Source organism: Pseudodesulfovibrio hydrargyri, assembly GCF_001874525.1.
Lineage (GTDB): Bacteria > Desulfobacterota > Desulfovibrionia > Desulfovibrionales > Desulfovibrionaceae > Pseudodesulfovibrio > Pseudodesulfovibrio hydrargyri.
On sequence record NZ_LKAQ01000004.1, the window covers coordinates 2302545 to 2319646 of the forward strand.

Here is a 17102-nt window from a genome sequence, read left to right on the forward strand (position 1 = left end):
TTGTGCTCCCACTGTATTTGGCGTATGCAGCCGAGTAAATGCAGCAGTACTAAACCGTGGGTTAAGTGAAACCGATGCTTCCCGATCTCAACAGGCTCAAAGTCTTTCATTTCATATTCACGGAGAAAAGCGTGGCCGGGGCGGCGCGGAAGCTGCACGTCTCGCCTTCGGCCGTAAGCCAGGCCCTGAACAAGCTGGAAGGGGAAATGGACGTGGTCCTGTTCACGCGTTCGCCGAGCGCGCTGGTGCCCACCTATGCGGGCGAACAGCTCGCCCGCATGATCGGGCCCTTTCTCCGCGATCTCGACACGGGGGTCGCCCGTCTGCAGCAGGCCCGGCAGGTCCCTTCGGGGATGCTCCGGATCGGCTCGCCCATCGAATTCGGAAACGCCTATCTGCCCGCGATTATGGCCGGTTTCAGGGAATCCTACCCCGAGGTGACCTTTACCCTCAAACTCGCCGACACGGCGGAACTCCTGTCGATGGTCCGCAATGGCGTCGTGGACTTCGGCCTGGTGGACGATTTCTTTCTCCGGGATCGGCTGGAAGGAGGGATGGGACCCTGCGCCGCTGAACCGCTGATAGACGAAGAGGTCGTCCTGGCCTGTTCAAGGGAATATTATGAAAAGGCCATCGCGGGCGACCATTCGTTCGCTCACCTGGCGGGGCGGGAATTCGTCGCCTACCGGGAATCCTCGTTGACCCTGGCGGGCTGGTTTCTCCACCATTTCGGAAAACCGTGCGCCGGGCTGAACCGCGTGCTGTTCGCCGACAGCCATCAGGCGATCATCTCCGGGATACGGGCCCATCTGGGGCTGGGAGTGATCGCTTCGCATCTTGTGAGGAAGGAGTTGGCGGCGGGGAGCATCGTCCCGATCAGGACCGGGGCACGCGAAATAGTCAACACCATCTCCCTGGCGCAGCTGCTCGACAAGATTCCCAACCTGACGGAACGGACCTTTCTCGGCTATTTGCGGAACGACGTGTTCGGGCCCGATGGATTACTGGACTTTTCGGGTGCCGCCTAGCCCGGCGTGGCTGGATCAGCGGCGGAAGACGATGGTCTTGTTGCCGTCCACGATGACCCGGTCCTCCAGGTGCCACTTCACGGCCCGGGCCAGGACGTGGCGTTCGATGTCGCCGCCGAGCCGCTTCAGGTCGTCCACGTCGTGGCTGTGGGTCACGCGGATGACGTCCTGCTCGATGATCGGGCCCTCGTCCAGTTTCTCGGTGACGTAGTGGGCCGTGGCCCCGATGAGCTTGACGCCGCGTTCGTGCGCCCTGCGGTACGGGTCCGCGCCCACGAAGGCGGGCAGGAACGAGTGGTGGATGTTGATGATCCGGTTGGCGAAGCGCTTGACGAAATCCGAGGTCAGAATCTGCATGTACCGGGCCAGCACGATGAGGTCGGCCTGGCCGTCCATGAGCTCGATCATGGCGTCCTCGGCCGAGACCTTGTCGCGCAGGGACGGGCCCACGGGCACGTGGTGGAAGGGCACGTCGAAATTCTCCACCTCGCGGCGCAGGGTCGGGTGGTTGGAGATGACCATGGCCACCTCGGTCTCCAGGTCGCCGCGCTTCCAGCGCCAGAGCAGCTCCATCAGGGCGTGGTCCACCTTGGAGCAGAGGATGACCATCTTCTTGGGCACCCAGACCGGGTTCAGGGACCAGTCCATGACAAAGCCGTTGGTGACCTCCTCGGCGAACTCGCGGCGCAGTTCGTCCAGGCCGTCCATGTCCAGGCCGGGCAGGAAGAACTCGTTGCGCATGAAGAACCGGCCGCCCTCGGGGTCGGTGGAGTGCTGGTCCGAGTGGATGATGTTGGCGTTCTTGCGGTGCAGGTAGCCGGAGACCGCGGCGACGATGCCGGGCTGGTCCGGGCAGGTGATCAGCAGCCTGACGGTGCTTTCCTTGGATTCGGTCATGGTCTTGATTGCCTTTGCTGGAAAAAGTTCGGTCCGGCCGGGGCCGGGCGCAAGGTTGCGCTGTACCCCAATTGACGCCCGAATAAAAGCCTTTTCCTCGCCCGCCGCCCGATAGGGGTTGGCAAGGACCGGTTTCGGCAGTATAGGCAGGGCTGGCAATTTTTGACGACAACCACAGATGAGGAACGCATGTCTGAATCCGCTTTGCAGAAAGTGATGGATCACGCCTCGGCCGGGCTGGCCGCGCGCAAGGCCTTTTTCGACACCAAGGCGGAGCTGGTGGTCGAGATCGCCCGTGCCATGGCCGTGTGCCTGGCCGGGGGCGGCAAGGTCATGTTCTGCGGCAACGGCGGGTCCGCCGCCGACAGCCAGCACCTGGCCGCCGAATTCACCAACCGGTTCCGCATGGAGCGTCCGCCCCTGCCGGGGCTGGCCCTGACCACCGACACCTCGGCCCTGACCGCCATCGGCAACGACTACAGCTTCGACGAGGTCTTTTCCAAACAGCTCCTCGCCCTGGGACGGCCCGGCGACATCCTGGTGGGCTTCTCCACCTCGGGCACCAGCACCAACATCATTCGGGCCATGCGCGAGGCCAAGCGCAACGACATCGTCACCGTGGGCATGACCGGCCAGAGCGGCGCGGAGATGGCCTCCGTGTCCGACTTCCTGGTCACCGTGCCCTCGGGCGACACCGCCGTCATCCAGGAGATCCACATCGCGGCCGGACACATGTTCTGCCACCTGGTGGACCACTTCCTGTTCGAGGCCGTGGCCGAACTGACCCCTTACCTGCCGGAACCCCGGGGATAGGCCCGGAATACATATTGATGAAAACCCTCCCCGCGATCTTCGCGGGGCTTTCTCAGGCGTGAGAGGATGGCCCCGACCGAGTCGGGGCCATTTTTTTGGGGCGGGCGGATGGATTTCACGGTGGGCCGTGCCTATGCCGCACCGAAGAACGGCTGGGCGATGAAGTAGAGCCCGAGAAGGGCGATCAGCCCGCCTGCCAGACGGCGAAAGACCATCCCGCCGCGCTGCCAGGCCGAATTGGCGAGCAGCTTCTTGACCATGGCGGTCGAGCCGCCGGCCACGGCGATGGGGATGCAGTGCCCGGTAGCGAAGAGGAGGATGAAGACGACGCCGGTGAGGATCTTTTCCTGTACCGTTATGACGGCGAGGATGGGGGCGATGAAGCCGAAAGTGCAGGACCCCGACAGCACGCCGTAGGCCAGCCCGATGACGAAGGCGCCGGACATCCCCTTCAGCTTCAGCCTGGCCATCAATCCGCCGGACAGGGCGCACCGGGACACGCCGAGCATGTCCAGGGCGACCCAGAGGAGCACCAGCCCCACGACGATGGTCCAGTAAGGCCCCACATCGCCGAGCATGCGGCCCAGCAGTGAACAGACCACGCCGATGGCCGCGATGGTGATGAACAGGCCGGAGGTGAACAGCAGGGCGTAGACCGAGGCCTGTCTCCCCTCGATGACCTTGTCCTGGCCCGCCACGTATCCCACGATAAGCGGGATGGACGCCAGATGGCAGGGGCTGAACAGGACGCTGACCATACCCCAGAGAAAGCACCCGATCGCGCCGAGCAGCACCCCGCCCGTCATCCATTGGTTGATGAGGATGAATACCTGGTCCATGTGAAACTATTCAACGCCCAGCTCGGCCAGCTTGGCGACGATGCTCTGCTTGTCCAGATAACCGACGTGCCTATACCGTTCCTTGCCCTGCGTGTCGTAGAATATCTGCGTCGGTATCGTGGTGACGCCGTATTTGGACGCCTCTGCCCGGTGCTTCCACACGTCGATGAAGGCGATCGCGGCACGCCCTTCGTACTCCGTGGACAATTCCTCGATGATAGGGGTCATCATCTTGCAGGGGATGCAGGAATGCGCGCCGATGTCCACCATGGTGATCATTCCCGCTATGGGCATGGAGTGGGGCTCGCCGGAAATAAGTTCGGCCGCCGGGACCGGCGCGCCGGGCTCCTGCGCTCCGGCAGGGGCGGCGGAAAGGGCCATGCACACCAGGAGAAACAAGCAAACCGGGATCGCAATTCTTTGTACCACAAGTCGTATCCTTTCTGGGGTTGGTTGCCTAGCCGGCAGCCGCATTGCCGGACAATGGAGCCGGGCTCGGCCGTCGGAGGTAAGTTCATATTCCGTTCATCCTGCAGCGTGTTGCGGATTACATTTGGCGTTTTCTTCAACTGTTGTTGTAAAAAAAAGACCGGTTCAGGGTGTCGCCCCTCTTGCCGGTCCCTGCTTCAGGGGGGTCACTTCCCGGCGCCTCCGGCGTGCTCCGCTGCCAGCATGCGCCGGAACGCCTCGGCCGCGTCGCGGACCAGTCCGGCGCTCTCGAAGACCGCCGTGGCGAAACCCACCGGGGCCGTGCCGGGCGCGGTGATCACCCGGTTGTCGGTGACCGCCTCGGGCGCGGGCTGGAACAGTTCCGAACCGGCGTAGCCCGGCGCGTGGCGGTGGAGATAGTCCGCGTCGTTTGAGGTGTGCCGGACGTTGTCCAGAAGCCCGGCCCTGGCCAGGGCCAGCGTGCCGCCGCAGATGCCCGCCACGACCCCGCCGCGCGAATGGTGGGCCAGGAGCAGGTCGTCGAGGACCGGGGCGTCGTCGGTCTCCCAGATGGTTCCGCCGATGACGGCGATCACCCCGGGCGACCATGCGCGGATCGCCTCCACCCCTTCCGGGATGTCGGCCGACAGGCCGCCCATGGAGCGGATTTCGCCCGCCGTCGGCGCGAAAAAACGGATGTCCAGGCCGTAGAACGGCCCGCCCGCCCCGGCGATGAGGCCGTATTCCCAGTCCGCGAATCCCTGGGTGAGGATGATGGCCACTTTCTTCATGACGAAGTCCCTGCGGCTGGACGCGCGCCGGTCAGAAGTCCTCCCGCTTGATGCGGATGGTCAGCCCCTTTTCGCGGAGCTTCTGGGCCAGGATATTGGCGCGCTGGATGGAGGGAACCGTGCTGATGACCAACTGCGCGGTGCCGCGTTCGTCCCAGACCCAGATGTTCTCGGGCAGGACCAGGCCCGCCTTGCGGGTGGCGGCCAGCAACTGCTGCCGGGCCTCTTCGCGGCGGTCGAAGGACTCCTTGTCCAGGGGCTCGCCGCAGGCCAGGACCCACCAGCCGCGCGGGCGCAGGTTCGGGTCGGTCTCCTCGCCGAAGCTCTGGGCGGTGATCGCGGCCTGCTTGGCCCGCACCACTGCGGTCATGCGCAGGATGCTTTCTTCCAATTGCCTGATATCGTTTGGCATATTCCTCATTTCCCTCGGAGCGGCGTGAACCGGTTGCCGCAACCTATTGTTACCTCGGCCATCCGGGAATGGCAAGCAAAGCCGCAGTGCGGGGCGCGTTTTCTCAGCCCCTTGCGCCGGACCGGACGCGGATGTATCGTGTGCAATATGGTCTACTTGTCCGGTTCCACTCCCCGGCGTACCCCCTTGCGGCGGCTGGCGCGGGTCCTCCTGGGACTCGCGGCGGTCTCGCTCATCGTCTGGGCGCTGGCCTCCATCCCCTACGATATTCTGCGGGCCGAGCGGTCCCGCCTGTTCGGCGAGGAGGTCACCTCCGGCCTGGTCCTCAAACTGCGCACGGACGAGGACCCGGAACATCCCCATGCCCGGGTGGTCATCGAATACACCTACGTGGACCCGGACGGCTACGCGCGCCGCGCCGAGGCCCGGCTGCCGGACAGCCTTTGGCGGCAGTACCGGCCGGGCAGGGTCGTCAAGGTCCTGCTCGTCAAGGGACGCCCGGACATCTCGCGCATCCCGGACGAGGTCGAACCCGCCTTCCAGGTCTGGCTCAGAAATCTGATGAATTGAGCGGCCGGATCAGCCGCCGTACTGTTTGGGAAACTTCTCTCCCATGAGGTATTCCATGGCCTCGCGGTCCACGGTGCCCGAGGCGATCAAAAACTCCAGCCCCGCGACCATGGGGTGGTAGGTGATCCCGTGCGGCAGCTCGTCCGCCGGGCCGTACAGGTACCGCTCGGCGGGCATGGCCTCGTCCACCTCGATGAGCCCGTCCCCGGCCAGGATCGAGGGCAGCACGTGGTCCAGGATGAAGCCGCCGGGCAGGGTGGTCCACAGATGATAGGTGCCCAGCGCGTCCTCGCCCGACTCGTTCTCGACCATCTTGCGGAAATGCGCGGGCGTGACCGGAAAACGCATCTCGCCGTCCATGGCCACGTTGCCCATGGTCAGCACGCCGCCCGGAATGTGGAATTTCTTGGCCAACATGTGGAACATGCCGAAGTTCACGTTCAGCCCCTGCACCGCCCGCTGGCGGAACGGAATGTGCCCGGTCTCCTCCAGCGCGTTCAGCACTGCCTGATCCAACACCGTCGCGGTCTCGCCGACCGCGATCTCGCTCAGCCCCAGCTTCCTGCTCTGGGCCGCAGCGGCCTTGAATTCTTTTATATAGTTCATGTTGGTACGGGAATTATTGATCGGTAAATAGGGTCTGGTTATGCCGTATTTGAATTACAGTATCTGGAGAAGTTTATTAACAATCGGAGTGAAGAGCTCTTTAGATTGCTTTGCTTTTGTTATGTGTGATCCCTTTAGGCCATCTGTTGAGTTGCAGTCGAATACTGGTTTGCGAGCTTCCAGAGAGTATGGTATCAAACTATGTAAATTTGGTATTTTGCCAATACACCAGCTTTTATTTTTCCAGTGATGGACTTGCCCGATGGGATCAAGTCTTTTGATGATGTTGTTTTTAACGGCTTTTTCTACTCGCTTACCAAATATATTCCATCCCTTGGTCATTCCAGCACTTGTGTTTCGTACATTGTGCTGTTGGGTGACGTACCCTAAAAAGGTGGGCTTCCCAACAGGAAGTTGAACCGATGTCCCTCTGTAAGAATCCTTGCACTGCTGCCATTCTCTTCGCCATGTTTCTAATTTGGCCCCGAGGTTTTGAGTTCCGCGAATAGAAAATAAATCAGGAGAAATTGGAACAATAAAAAAGTCACTAGCTATGAGCATTGCTCTGTTCAATGCACCAAGATTTGGCCCAAGGTCAACCATCACTACGTCAGCATTTACTTTTTGTGCAGCCCAGATAACGAAACGATATATGGCTGTTTGAACTCTTAGCGCACCAGCGTCGCCACCTTTTGCTGCATTCCAAGAGTCGCCAAGAGTATCTTCAAAATCACTGAGAAGAATATCGCCTGGGATTATGTATAAATCAGGGTACGATAATTTAATTTTGGAAGGCTGACGCTTTCTAAAATCGCCAGTTCGTTCATATAGAGGCTCAACCGCATTCCAGATGCTATTCCCACGATCAGATTTCCAGCTATTTTCTAAGTCTTGGTCGCGCATTGAGTATGCAGAGAGGTTGCACTGGCTATCTAAATCAACAAGTAGCACTTTTTTCCCTTCATCCTCAAGTAAATGTGCAATGTGGTATATATATGTTGTTTTACCCACTCCGCCCTTGTTGTTGAAAATGGAAACAATTTTCATGTTGTGTTATCCTTGGTTGGGTTATGCTATATTTAATAGTTAAAATCGTATCACCTGTCTGCGGCTATGTCTAATTTGATTTGAATGCGTAATGCCCGCTGCGGGGGCAGCGGGCATTACATTCCACTATCCTCAAGCCCCTTTCCTCAAAGGGGCTGTTGGAACTCGATTAGTTGCACAGGCAGTCGCTGAAGACCACGCGGTCGGTGTATTCCGCCTGTTTGCCCTTGTTCCACCGGGACACGGGGCGGTAGTAGCCCACGATGCGGGTGTAGACCTCGGCCTCCTGGCCGCAGGTGGGGCATTCGAAGTGTTCGCCCAGGATATAGCCGTGCTCCTTGCAGATGGAGAAGGTGGGCGTCACGGAGATGTACGGGATCTTGGTCTTGGAGAACGCCTTGAGGATGAAGTTCTTGAGCGACTTCGGATCGGTCACGGCCTCGCCCAGGAAGGTGTGGAACACGGTCCCGCCGGTGTACAGCGGCTGGAGCTGGTTCTGGTGTTCCAGGGCGTAGAGCACGTCCTCGGAGATGCCCACGGGCAGCTGGGTGGAGTTGGTGTAGTAGGGGGTGCCGTTGCCCTGGGTCTTGATGTCGGCGTAGAGCGACTTGTCGATCTTGGCCAGCCGGTAGCTGGTGCCTTCGGCGGGCGTGGCCTCGAGGTTGTAGAGGTTGCCGGTCTCTTCCTGGAAGCGGGCGGTGATGCGGCGCAGGTGGTTGAGGGTGCGGCGCATGAGGCGCACGCCGCCCTCGGTCTCGATGCCCTTGCCGATGAGGTTCAGGCAGGCCTCGTGGCCGCCGAGCAGGCCGATGGTCGAGAAGTGGCCCTTGTAGGCGTTCTTGAGGTAGCGCCTGGACCAGGGAAACATGCCCGATTCGAGGTTGTTGTTGATGACCTTGCGTTTGTATTCCAGGGAGTCCTTGGCCAGTTCGGCGTATTCCTCGACCAGGTCGAGGAAGTCGTCCTCGCTTTGGGCCAGATAGGCGAGCTTGGGCAGGTTCAGGGTGACCACGCCGATGGAGCCGGTCAGGTCGCCCGCGCCGAACAGGCCGCCGGTCTTGTTGCGCAGTTCGCGCAGGTCCATCTGGAGGCGGCAGCACATGGAGCGCACGTCCTCGGGGCTCAGGTCCGAGCTGATGAAGTTCTGGAAATAGGGCACGCCGTACTTGGCGGTCAGCTTCATGAGCTGTTCGCCGATCTCGGATTCCCAGGGGAAGTCCTCGGTGACGTTGTAGGTCGGGATGGGGAAGGAGAAGATGCGGTCGGAATGGTCGCCCCCGAGCATGACCTCGATGTACGCCCGGTTGATCATGTCCATCTCTTCCTGGAAGTCGCCGTAGGTCAGCTCGTCGTCGTACTTGCCGCCGATGATGGCGGGCTCCTTGGCGATGTGCTTGGGGGCCACCAGGTCGAAGGACAGGTTGGTGAACGGCGACTGGCCGCCCCAGCGCGAAGTGGTGTTCAGGTTGAAGACGAACTTCTGCATGCACTGGAGCACTTCGTCGTAGGACAATCCGTCCTCGCGGATGAACGGGGCCAGGTAGGTGTCCACGTTGTTGAACGCCTGGGCTCCGGCCCATTCGTTCTGCAGGGTGCCCAGGAAGTTGTTCATCTGCCCCAGCGCGGTGTCGAAATGCTTGGCCGGACCGGCCGAGGCGCGGCCCTCGAGGTTGAAGCCCTCGAGCAGCAGGTCGCGCAGGGACCAGCCCGCGCAGTATCCGGCCAGGCCGAAGGAGAGGTCATGGATGTGGAAATAGCCGTGCTCGTGGGCCAGGCGGATCTCCTCGGGATATTTTTCCAGCGCGTAGCGGGCCTGGACCGTGCCGGACAGATGCAGCATGAGCCCCTGGAAGGAGTGGGTCATGTTGGCGTTTTCGTTGACCCGCCAGTCGGCCTGGTCGAGGTAGGTGTCGATGACTTCCTTGATGTCCAGGTACGCCTCTTTCTGGGAGCGGAGCTGGCGGCGCTTTTCGCGGTACAGGATGTACTTCTTGGCGATGTCGTACTGGCGGCCCTCCATGAGGACCTGCTCGACCATGTTTTGGACGTGCTCCTGCTCGGGGATGTCCATGTCGTCGAGTTTCTTCTCGACCTTGCGGGCCAGGCGCTTGGCGAGAAGCGGGTCCTTGATCCCGCTGGCGCTGAGCGCCTTGAAAATGGCCTGTGCGATGCGATCAGTCGACCAGGTTTCCAGCCGGCCGTCTCTCTTCATGATTTGGCTTGGCATGCTCCGGCGTCCTCCTTGGGGGAACGTATTTCTGGATTTTCAGTTCATGATTCGGGGGCAGGTAGCTTCGCGCGACGTCGATGTCGGCCTGGGTCAGGCCGGGCACCTGCGTGATGCGGAAGTAGAACGCGCCGGGCTTGGCTTCGGCCATCGCGAAGATGCGGGCCATGTTGGCGCGGGCTGCTATTTCCGAGACGGCCTTGCCGGTCAGGGCGGGGTACTTGGCGTACGGTCCCTTGACGTCCACGGCAAAGGTGTCCACGAGCTTTTCCTCAAGGAGTTCCGCGACCACTTCGGGCCGCATGCCGTTGCTGTCCATCTTGACGGGCATGCCGGTCTTCTTGATCTCGAAGGCCAGTTCGCCGACGCCGGGCACCGTGGTGGGTTCGCCGCCGGAGATGGTCACGCCGTCCAGCCATCCGGCCCGGTCGCGCAGGTAGGCCTTGACGCGCAGCGGGTCCAGGACGGGCAGGGACTGCATGTCCCAGGCAAGCTGGAAGTTGTGGCAGGTGGGGCAGCGCAGGTTGCAGCCGCCCAGAAAGATGATGCAGGATGTCCGACCGGGCCAGTCGCACAGGCTCATGTTCTCAAAGCCTCGGACATAACTCCAGACCCCGGTGGGTTCGCTCATCTCGACTCCTTAACAAGCGATACGGGCCGTTCCCGGCCGCGCATGCAATAGGTAATAATAGTGCCCGGGGATGCTGTTACCGTCACCACTCCCGGAGCGGACGCGGACGCTGTTTTCGGAGGGAAAAAGGCGTGAGCGCGTGAGGGTAAGCCTATCCCAGCGGAATAATTTTGTACAGGGGGGATTCGGAAAATATTTGGCTACACAAGTGAATTTTGGAAGTTATGGGCGATTATAAGTGATTATCGGTTATATCGAAAAGTTATCCACTGTTGTTAAATAGTGAACACGCCAATATAGTTAACTTTTTTCTAGAGTAAGTTTAGAAAAAAGTTTTTTCGATTTCAGGGGGATTGATTTTCGACAGCAGGGGATTGTGACGGGCGGGAAAAGGGCAGCCTTGAGGCGCAGAAAAGTGCTTACCACAAGGGTTGTCGGTTGGGAACAAAAAAGTGGCTCGCAGGGCGGTGTATTCCACAGGAAAAAGAACAATCAAACCGGGACATTTTTCAGGCTCCGGGCAAAACCCCGGCAGGTAAGGAACAGCGCTTTGTCAATACGGTTATAGCCCTTTGCGCGGATACATTTTTGTCGAATGTGGCGAACTGGCTTCTTTCTTGTCGATTGTTCATTCTGCGTGTATTGAATGGACGATAACCATCGTACACCCTCTATCGCGAGGAGGCCCACATGCAGAAGGACATGCACTTTTACGGAACCTATGCCGTGGCCCGGATAGCGGGCTTTCCTCCGCCGGAGGCGAAGGTCGTGGCCACGGCGGCCCAGTTCGTGGACGATTCCCTGCTGGCCGAGCCGGTTTCCCTGAGCGGGCAGGGGTTTCTGCTTCCCGTGGTTTCGTCCCACGGCATGTTCGAACTGGCCAAGAATTCGAACACCATCGACCAGTGGCAGGTGTGGCTGCCGTTCCACTTTCTGCCCGGGAACCAGGGCAACGACGCGGAACGGCGGCTGATCTGCCTGTGGGGCGAGCCGGACAATCCGGTGGTCGAGGCGGTCCTGAACCTGAGCCTGGGCGAGCGGCGCAAGGCGTACGGCCTGCACCTGCTCGGCGTGGTCAGCCACGTCCTGCAGGACACCTATTCCCACTACGGGTTCTGCGGCATGGCGACGGACCGCAACCGCATCCACCAGAAGACCCTGAGCGCCCTGAACAGGGGGTCCCTCAAGGCCTGGGTCGACGCGGTCCTTAAGCACTTCAGCGCCCGGTTCGCAGGCAGTGTGGCCGAGGAAACCCGCCTGGGCCACGCCTCGGTGGCAACCTTTCCTGATCTGCCGTACCTGAAGTGGCGGTTCAGGTACGAGGAGGCCCCGGGCCTTGATCCCGGTTATGATCTGGAGAATCGCGACAACCCCAAGTCCTACTACCGTTCGTGCACTCGGCTGCACGCCCTGTTCCGTGCGTACCGCAACGGGCTCTCGTCCATGGAAAAGGGCACCGGGCACGCCGCCTTCGACCAGAAGACCGCGTCCGCGATCCGCGCCATCCTGGGCAAGGTCGAGCCCGAGGGCGAGAAGCGCTGCGCCCTGTGGCGAAAGCGGATCGCCGACGGTTCGCTTTTTCCGGTTTTGCCGGGGGACGAGAGCGTGGCCTACGACGTCGCGCCGTGGCGGTTCGCCGTGATGGAGAACAATGCCGGGGCCGCGCTGACCGACGCCTATCACTTCAGCCGGGCGGCGCGGCGCTACCTCGACGCGGTCCTGACCGAGATTTTGCCGGGCGCGAACTTGTTGATCGTCTAGGAATTGGCCCGGACGTCCACCAGGGCGTTGCGCTGGTAGGCGCGCAGGCCGAACTCGGGCAGGGCGGCAAGGAGGTGGTCCATGATGTCGGACTTGATGTCCTCGTGCAGGGCCCAGGCGGTCTCGCTGGTGAAGCAGTAGATCTCGAGCGGCAGGCCGTCGTCGGCGTGGGGCTGAAGCTGGCGCACGAGCAGGGTCATGTCCTGGCGGATTTTGGGGTGGGAGCGGAGGTATTCCAGGGCGTAGCGCCGAAACAGCCCGATGTTGGTCATGCGGCGGCCGTTGAGCGGCGAGGACGGGTCCGCGCCGGAGGCCGCGTTGGCCGCGTCGATCTCCTTCTGGCGCATCTCCATGAACGGGGCCAGGTGCTGGACGGCCATGAGCCGTTTCTTGAGGGCGTCGTCCGTGAAGCGGATGGACGACTGGTCGATCATGACGGCCCGCTTTATCCTGCGCCCGCCGCTCTTGGTCATGCTCTCCCAGTTCTTGAACGGGGTGTCCAGAAATTTGAAGGTCGGGATGGCCGTGACGGTCATGTCCCAGTTCTGGACTTTGACCGTGTTCAGGGCGATGTCCACGACCGTGCCGTCCGCGTTCATGGCCGGCATCTCGATCCAGTCTCCGGTGTGGAGCAGGTCGTTGGCCGACATCTGGATGCCCGCCACCAGGGAGAGGATGGTGTCGCGGAAGACCAGCATGAGGACCGCGGTCATGGCGCCGATGCCCGAGAGCAGCCCCCACGGCGACTGGCCGAGCAGGATGGCCACCACCGAGACGCCGCCGAGCATGTAGAGGAACAGTTTGACCAGCTGGACGTACCCCTTGATGGGGCGGCGGCTGGCGACCTTGAAGGTCCGGTACAGGCCGGACAGGGCGTCGAGGAGCTTGGCCAGGACCAGGACCACGCTCACGGCCAGGTAGGCATAGATGAGGTGGTCGAGCAGCCCCTTGAGCCCGGAGAAGAACTCCAGCCCCCAGAAGAAGACCGGGGCCGGGGCCAGGAGCGCGGCCCGGGAGAAGAACCCGGATTCGAGCAGGATGTCGTCGAACTTGCTGCGGGTGCGCCGGGCAAAGGCGCGGCCGCCGCGCACCAGCAGCCAGCGGGCCAGGAAAAAGGCGAGCAGCCCGGCGAGCAGGAGCAGGCCGGTCTTGGCCGCGAGGTCCAGGACCGGGTTGGCTTCGATGAGGGTGACGGGCAGGTCGAAGGGCAGGTCGAGATTCACGTGGGGCGGCTCCTTGTGCGCTTGGTCTTTCCCCCGTCTAGCAGATTCGTTGATTTTTGAGAACCTCGGGGCGCCGATTGGGCAGCCTTGTGCACCGGTTTGACAACCGGCGCGATGTCCTCCATGATTTTCGGGAAAAAATCCCGAGGGAAATCATACATGGGTTACTGGTTCATCATCGTCATGACCGTCTCCACCCTCCTGGTCCTGTACCTGGGGTGGCGGCTGATCAATCCTCTGCCGCTGGGCATCAAGCGCAAGCTCACGCTGTGGTTCCTGCTGGCACTGATCCTGTTCGGGCACCGGCTGACCTGGGTCCTGCATCGGACCAACCGCTACGAGCTGCTGGCCTGCGACACCATCGACTGGATCGGGTTCACCTTTCTCGGGTTCATCTCCATCCTGGTGGTCTTCATGCTGGCCCGGGACATCCCCAGCCTGATCGGGCGGATGATCGCGGGGGTGAAGCGGCTGTGCACCCGGCGCAGCAAACTGCCGTACTTCATCGGCCCGGACCGTGCCCGCCGCCGCTTCCTGCTGAACGCCTCCAACGGGGTGATCATGGCCGCCGTCCTGCCCATGGCCGGTTTCGGGGTGTACAACGCCCGGCGCAAGCCCTCGGTCCTGGCCAACGACCTGCTCCTGCCCGGGCTGCCCGACGGCCTTGACGGCTTCACCATCGCCCAGATTTCCGACACCCACATCGGTCCGACCATTCGGGGCGACTGGGCTCGGCAGGTGGTGGCCGAGGTCAACGCGCTCTCGCCGGACATGATCGTGCACACCGGCGACATGGTGGACGGGGCCGTGGACGGGCTCAAGGCGGACGTCCAGCCCTTCGGCGAACTGCACGCCCCGCACGGGGTGTGGTTCTGCACCGGCAACCACGAGTATTATTCCGGGGTCTTCGCATGGCTCGACGAGGCCCGGCGGCTGGGCATGCGGCCTTTGGTCAACGAGCACGCGCTCATCGACACGGGCCGGGGCAGGATCCTGCTCGGCGGGGTCACGGATCTGCGCATGGGCGGCACCGTGCCGGGCCAGGCCTCCTCGCCGGCCAAGGCCATGGCGGGCGCGCCGGACCACGACGTGTCCGTGCTCCTGGCACACGAGCCGAACTCGGTGTACGCGGCCGCCGAGGCGGGCTTCGACGTGCAGCTGTCCGGCCACACCCACGGCGGGCAGTACTTCCCGTACAACTACGTCATTCATCTCTTCCAGACGTTTGTTAAGGGGCCCTACCTGCACGAGGATACCCAGCTGTACGTGAACATGGGCACCGGCTACTGGGGCCCGCCCATGCGCATCGGCACCCGCCCCGAGATCACCCTGCACACCCTGCGAAAAGCCTAGCGCCGAAGGCGCATAAATGGGATGTAAGGGTGCGAACCCTTGTCCGCCGGAGGCGAAATCACCCGACAAACGCCGCGCAGCGGCCATCACTATCTGAATCTGATCTGTCATGAAAAAGAGCCGACGCCCGCGATAGCGGGCGTCGGCTCTTTTCTGATTCGGGCAACCGGCTAGCCCAGGGTGCGCCTGCGGTTGCGTGGCCTGTCGCCGCGCATGAGCCGGACGCCGACGGCCAGGATGAGCACGGACAGGATCAGGAAGTGCAGGAACATATCCTTCTGGATGGCACCCCAGATGATGTACAGGGAACCGGCCGCGGCCAGGCAGGGGCAGGCGTAGCGGTTGAGGGCGCCGAGGTCGGTGAAGGTCTTCATGACCCAGACGTAGAGGGAGATGTAGATGACGTAGAGGAAGGCGATGGGCAGTTCGGAGATGTCCATGAAGCTGCCCCACCAGCCCGCGAAGTTGCCGTACCAGACCACGAGCCAGAAGCAGGACAGTACGTAGCCGATCATGGCCGAGTGGGTGGTGCAGTTGTTGACCGGGTTGACCCGGCAGAAGAGGTCTGGCTTGGGGCCCAGCCCGCGCGAGGCGATGGAGAACATGCCGCGCGCCGAGCCCATGATCAGGCCGTTGAGGGTGCCCAGGCAGGAGATGATCACGAAGACCGTGAGCAGGGTGCCGCCGAGGTGTCCGAAGATGATCGAGATGACCCTCACCGGGGCGGCGTCGCCCTGGGCCAGGACCTGGTCGTTGGTCAGGACCCCGGAGATGCCCAGGTAGTAGAGCATGTAGATGCAGACCACGCTGATGGTCCCGACCACCAGGGCGCGGGGCAGGGTCCGCTTTGCGTCCTTGAGCTCGGCGTTGATGACCGTGGCGATGATCCAGCCCTCGTAGGCAAACGCGGTGGACAGGGTGGCCAGGGCCAGTCCGCCGCCTCCGTGGGACACGGTCTTGGCCGCGACCGTGAAGTTCTGAACGGTCATGCCGTTGGTCAGCCCGGCGATGGTCCCGACCACGGCGACCAACCCCAGGGGGATGAGCTTGACCACGGTGGAGGTCACCTGCCACCGCCCGGCCAGGACCGGCGAAAAGTAGTTGAGCAGGAAAAAGGCGGTCATGTAGCCCCAGGACAGGGGCCACAGCGCGCCTTCCACGCCCATCAGCCCCTGGGTGTAGTTGGCCGAGACCCAGGCCAGGACCGCGACCAGGGTGGGGTAGTAGATGAAGGTCATGAACCAGGCCACCAGGTACCCGGCGGTCCTGCCGTAGGCCTGTTCGAAGTAGTCCACCACGCCGTTGATCTTCTGGATGCGGGTGGCGATCTTGGAGAAGACGTAAGCGGTGACGACCATGATCGCCCCGCCGATGAGCCAGGCGAACAGGGCCGTGGGCAGGCTGCCCGCCGAGGCCTCGAGCACGTTGTCCGCCTTGAAGAATACGCCCGAGCCGATGACGATGCCCACGACCATGGCGGTCGCGGTCCAGAATCCATACTTTTTTTGTAGATTGTTCATGATGATATGGGGTCGCCCTGCGCGGGCTGTATGTGGGGGTTGCGAAAACGGCCCGTCCTTCCCGAAAACCGCACCTCCTGCGGCGACGGACCACGGACCCCTTATCGTCCATGGGCGGTTACGTCCAGCCCTTTGGGCTCTTTTCGACGGGGTCGCCGCATTGGGATGTTCCGGGTGCTTGACTCGTGGATCAACTTGTCTTACACCCAATTGGTCCAACCAATTTTTGAGAGGCGAACAATGGAAGCCAAACCCGTATGCAGAAAATGCATATCCGACGAGATCGTCAGCCAGATCAGGGAGATGATCGAGCACGGGCGGTTGCAGCCCGGAGACCGGCTGCCTGCCGAGCGCAAGCTGGCCGAACAGTTCGGCGTGTCCCGCACCACGGTGCGCGAGGGCATCAAGATCCTGTCCGAGTCCGGGTTTCTGACCAGCCGCCAGGGCGCGGGCACCTTTGTCAGCCGTCCGGACGACGGGGCTCGGGGCGGCTCGCTCATCGACGCGGTTCTGGCCGGGAATCATGACCTCCAGGACGTATTCGAGGTGCGCAAGATGCTCGAGCCCGAGATCGCGGCCCTGGCCGCGCGCAATGGCTCGCCGGACGCCAAGACCCGGCTGGAGGCCATCCTCATGGAGCAGGAGCAGGCCATCGACGACGGCGAGAGCGGGGCGGGCATCGACCAGCGGTTCCACCAGGCCCTGGCCGAGGCGTCGGGCAATCCGGTGCTGCGCGAGATGGTCTCGGCCCTGCATGAGGGGTTCTCCCGCAGCCGGGCCGAGGAGGTCCAGTCCCCCCAGCGTCAGAAGGCCTCCCTGGCCGCCCACCGGGCCATCGTGGAGGCGGTCAGAAACGGCCACGCCATGCAGGCCGAACGGGCCATGCGGGAACATCTCGATGAAGTTGAAAGAATCATCTTTGATAATCAAAGAGGAGCATACTCAAGGAGATAGC

General features: G+C 62.2%; 17 protein-coding genes. 6 read left to right on the forward strand and 11 right to left on the reverse strand.

Features of this window, described 5'->3' with window-relative positions:
- The first annotated feature begins 74 nt into the window (after positions 1 to 74).
- On the forward strand, positions 75 to 1028 hold the full coding sequence (locus tag BerOc1_RS14915; protein WP_071546449.1) for a LysR family transcriptional regulator: 954 nt from the start codon (positions 75 to 77) through the stop codon (positions 1026 to 1028).
- Positions 1029 to 1043: 15 nt separating this feature from the next.
- Here the strand turns inward: BerOc1_RS14915 and purU are convergent, their stop codons facing one another.
- Positions 1044 to 1925 (reverse strand): formyltetrahydrofolate deformylase, encoded by an 882-nt coding sequence (gene purU / locus BerOc1_RS14920; RefSeq protein WP_071546450.1) that lies wholly within the window; start codon positions 1923 to 1925, stop codon positions 1044 to 1046.
- 189 nt (positions 1926 to 2114) lie between these two features.
- Here purU and BerOc1_RS14925 point away from each other — a divergent pair, with 189 nt between their 5' ends.
- Positions 2115 to 2738 (forward strand): D-sedoheptulose 7-phosphate isomerase, encoded by a 624-nt coding sequence (locus BerOc1_RS14925; RefSeq protein ID WP_071546451.1) that lies wholly within the window; start codon positions 2115 to 2117, stop codon positions 2736 to 2738.
- 131 nt (positions 2739 to 2869) lie between these two features.
- Here BerOc1_RS14925 and BerOc1_RS14930 read toward each other — a convergent pair whose 3' ends face one another.
- The 4 genes from BerOc1_RS14930 to BerOc1_RS14945 form a co-directional block, all read right to left on the reverse strand.
- Positions 2870 to 3577 carry a cytochrome c biogenesis CcdA family protein gene (locus BerOc1_RS14930; RefSeq protein WP_071546452.1) on the reverse strand — a complete coding sequence of 236 codons (708 nt, stop codon included), beginning with the start codon at positions 3575 to 3577 and terminating at the stop codon, positions 2870 to 2872.
- 6 nt (positions 3578 to 3583) lie between these two features.
- Positions 3584 to 3958, reverse strand: coding sequence for a thioredoxin family protein (locus tag BerOc1_RS14935; protein WP_071547144.1), 375 nt, complete (start codon positions 3956 to 3958; stop codon positions 3584 to 3586).
- A gap of 254 nt (positions 3959 to 4212) precedes the next feature.
- Positions 4213 to 4797 (reverse strand): DJ-1/PfpI family protein, encoded by a 585-nt coding sequence (locus BerOc1_RS14940; protein ID WP_071546453.1) that lies wholly within the window; start codon positions 4795 to 4797, stop codon positions 4213 to 4215.
- A gap of 31 nt (positions 4798 to 4828) precedes the next feature.
- Entirely contained in the window at positions 4829 to 5209 is a 381-nt protein-coding gene (locus BerOc1_RS14945) for a hypothetical protein (RefSeq protein WP_071546454.1), read from the reverse strand.
- 147 nt (positions 5210 to 5356) lie between these two features.
- On the opposite strand from BerOc1_RS14945, the gene BerOc1_RS14950 reads away from it, so the two are divergent.
- Positions 5357 to 5779, forward strand: a complete 423-nt coding sequence (locus BerOc1_RS14950; protein WP_071546455.1) for a hypothetical protein — start codon at positions 5357 to 5359, stop codon at positions 5777 to 5779.
- Between the two features lie 9 nt (positions 5780 to 5788).
- On the opposite strand, the gene BerOc1_RS14955 is transcribed toward BerOc1_RS14950, so the two are convergent.
- The 4 genes from BerOc1_RS14955 to BerOc1_RS14970 all read right to left on the reverse strand — a co-directional run bounded on the left by BerOc1_RS14955 (position 5789) and on the right by BerOc1_RS14970 (position 10290).
- Positions 5789 to 6385: a hypothetical protein gene (locus BerOc1_RS14955; RefSeq protein ID WP_071546456.1), complete on the reverse strand. Its 597-nt coding sequence runs from the start codon at positions 6383 to 6385 to the stop codon at positions 5789 to 5791.
- Positions 6386 to 6439: 54 nt separating this feature from the next.
- Positions 6440 to 7432 carry a ParA family protein gene (locus tag BerOc1_RS14960; RefSeq protein ID WP_071546457.1) on the reverse strand — a complete coding sequence of 331 codons (993 nt, stop codon included), beginning with the start codon at positions 7430 to 7432 and terminating at the stop codon, positions 6440 to 6442.
- A 169-nt stretch (positions 7433 to 7601) separates the two neighbouring features.
- Positions 7602 to 9659, reverse strand: a complete 2058-nt coding sequence (locus BerOc1_RS14965; RefSeq protein ID WP_071546458.1) for a ribonucleoside triphosphate reductase — start codon at positions 9657 to 9659, stop codon at positions 7602 to 7604.
- The gene (locus tag BerOc1_RS14970) at positions 9607 to 10290 is read right to left on the reverse strand and encodes an anaerobic ribonucleoside-triphosphate reductase activating protein (RefSeq protein WP_071546459.1); all 684 of its coding nucleotides are present in this window, start codon (positions 10288 to 10290) and stop codon (positions 9607 to 9609) included. The genes BerOc1_RS14965 and BerOc1_RS14970 overlap by 53 nt, the downstream gene beginning before the upstream one ends.
- 690 nt (positions 10291 to 10980) lie before the next feature.
- On the opposite strand from BerOc1_RS14970, the gene BerOc1_RS14975 reads away from it, so the two are divergent.
- Positions 10981 to 12051 (forward strand): DUF6765 family protein, encoded by a 1071-nt coding sequence (locus BerOc1_RS14975; protein WP_071546460.1) that lies wholly within the window; start codon positions 10981 to 10983, stop codon positions 12049 to 12051.
- Here BerOc1_RS14975 and BerOc1_RS14980 read toward each other — a convergent pair.
- Entirely contained in the window at positions 12048 to 13274 is a 1227-nt protein-coding gene (locus BerOc1_RS14980; RefSeq protein ID WP_071546461.1) for a mechanosensitive ion channel family protein, read from the reverse strand. The genes BerOc1_RS14975 and BerOc1_RS14980 overlap by 4 nt on opposite strands.
- A 159-nt stretch (positions 13275 to 13433) precedes the next feature.
- Here BerOc1_RS14980 and BerOc1_RS14985 point away from each other — a divergent pair, with 159 nt between their 5' ends.
- Entirely contained in the window at positions 13434 to 14627 is a 1194-nt protein-coding gene (locus tag BerOc1_RS14985; RefSeq protein WP_071546462.1) for a metallophosphoesterase, read from the forward strand.
- Between the two features lie 170 nt (positions 14628 to 14797).
- Here BerOc1_RS14985 and BerOc1_RS14990 read toward each other — a convergent pair whose 3' ends face one another.
- The gene (locus tag BerOc1_RS14990; protein WP_071546463.1) at positions 14798 to 16147 is read right to left on the reverse strand and encodes an APC family permease; all 1350 of its coding nucleotides are present in this window, start codon (positions 16145 to 16147) and stop codon (positions 14798 to 14800) included.
- 240 nt (positions 16148 to 16387) lie between these two features.
- Between BerOc1_RS14990 and BerOc1_RS14995 the strand changes: the two genes are divergently transcribed.
- Complete coding sequence (locus BerOc1_RS14995) at positions 16388 to 17101, forward strand: FadR/GntR family transcriptional regulator (protein ID WP_071546464.1); 714 nt, start codon at positions 16388 to 16390, stop codon at positions 17099 to 17101.
- Position 17102 lies beyond the last annotated feature (1 nt).

Excerpts from the sequence above, each read along its gene's own strand:
- BerOc1_RS14915 (WP_071546449.1), top strand. The coding sequence starts at position 75 with ATGCTTCCCGATCTCAACAGGCTCAAAGTCTTTCATTTCATATTCACG.
- purU (WP_071546450.1), bottom strand. The coding sequence starts at position 1,925 with ATGACCGAATCCAAGGAAAGCACCGTCAGGCTGCTGATCACCTGCCCG.
- BerOc1_RS14925 (WP_071546451.1), top strand. The coding sequence starts at position 2,115 with ATGTCTGAATCCGCTTTGCAGAAAGTGATGGATCACGCCTCGGCCGGG.
- BerOc1_RS14930 (WP_071546452.1), bottom strand. The coding sequence starts at position 3,577 with ATGGACCAGGTATTCATCCTCATCAACCAATGGATGACGGGCGGGGTG.
- BerOc1_RS14935 (WP_071547144.1), bottom strand. The coding sequence starts at position 3,958 with ATGGCCCTTTCCGCCGCCCCTGCCGGAGCGCAGGAGCCCGGCGCGCCG.
- BerOc1_RS14940 (WP_071546453.1), bottom strand. The coding sequence starts at position 4,797 with ATGAAGAAAGTGGCCATCATCCTCACCCAGGGATTCGCGGACTGGGAA.
- BerOc1_RS14945 (WP_071546454.1), bottom strand. The coding sequence starts at position 5,209 with ATGCCAAACGATATCAGGCAATTGGAAGAAAGCATCCTGCGCATGACC.
- BerOc1_RS14950 (WP_071546455.1), top strand. The coding sequence starts at position 5,357 with ATGGTCTACTTGTCCGGTTCCACTCCCCGGCGTACCCCCTTGCGGCGG.
- BerOc1_RS14955 (WP_071546456.1), bottom strand. The coding sequence starts at position 6,385 with ATGAACTATATAAAAGAATTCAAGGCCGCTGCGGCCCAGAGCAGGAAG.
- BerOc1_RS14960 (WP_071546457.1), bottom strand. The coding sequence starts at position 7,432 with ATGAAAATTGTTTCCATTTTCAACAACAAGGGCGGAGTGGGTAAAACA.
- BerOc1_RS14965 (WP_071546458.1), bottom strand. The coding sequence starts at position 9,659 with ATGCCAAGCCAAATCATGAAGAGAGACGGCCGGCTGGAAACCTGGTCG.
- BerOc1_RS14970 (WP_071546459.1), bottom strand. The coding sequence starts at position 10,290 with ATGAGCGAACCCACCGGGGTCTGGAGTTATGTCCGAGGCTTTGAGAAC.
- BerOc1_RS14975 (WP_071546460.1), top strand. The coding sequence starts at position 10,981 with ATGCAGAAGGACATGCACTTTTACGGAACCTATGCCGTGGCCCGGATA.
- BerOc1_RS14985 (WP_071546462.1), top strand. The coding sequence starts at position 13,434 with ATGGGTTACTGGTTCATCATCGTCATGACCGTCTCCACCCTCCTGGTC.
- BerOc1_RS14990 (WP_071546463.1), bottom strand. The coding sequence starts at position 16,147 with ATGAACAATCTACAAAAAAAGTATGGATTCTGGACCGCGACCGCCATG.
- BerOc1_RS14995 (WP_071546464.1), top strand. The coding sequence starts at position 16,388 with ATGGAAGCCAAACCCGTATGCAGAAAATGCATATCCGACGAGATCGTC.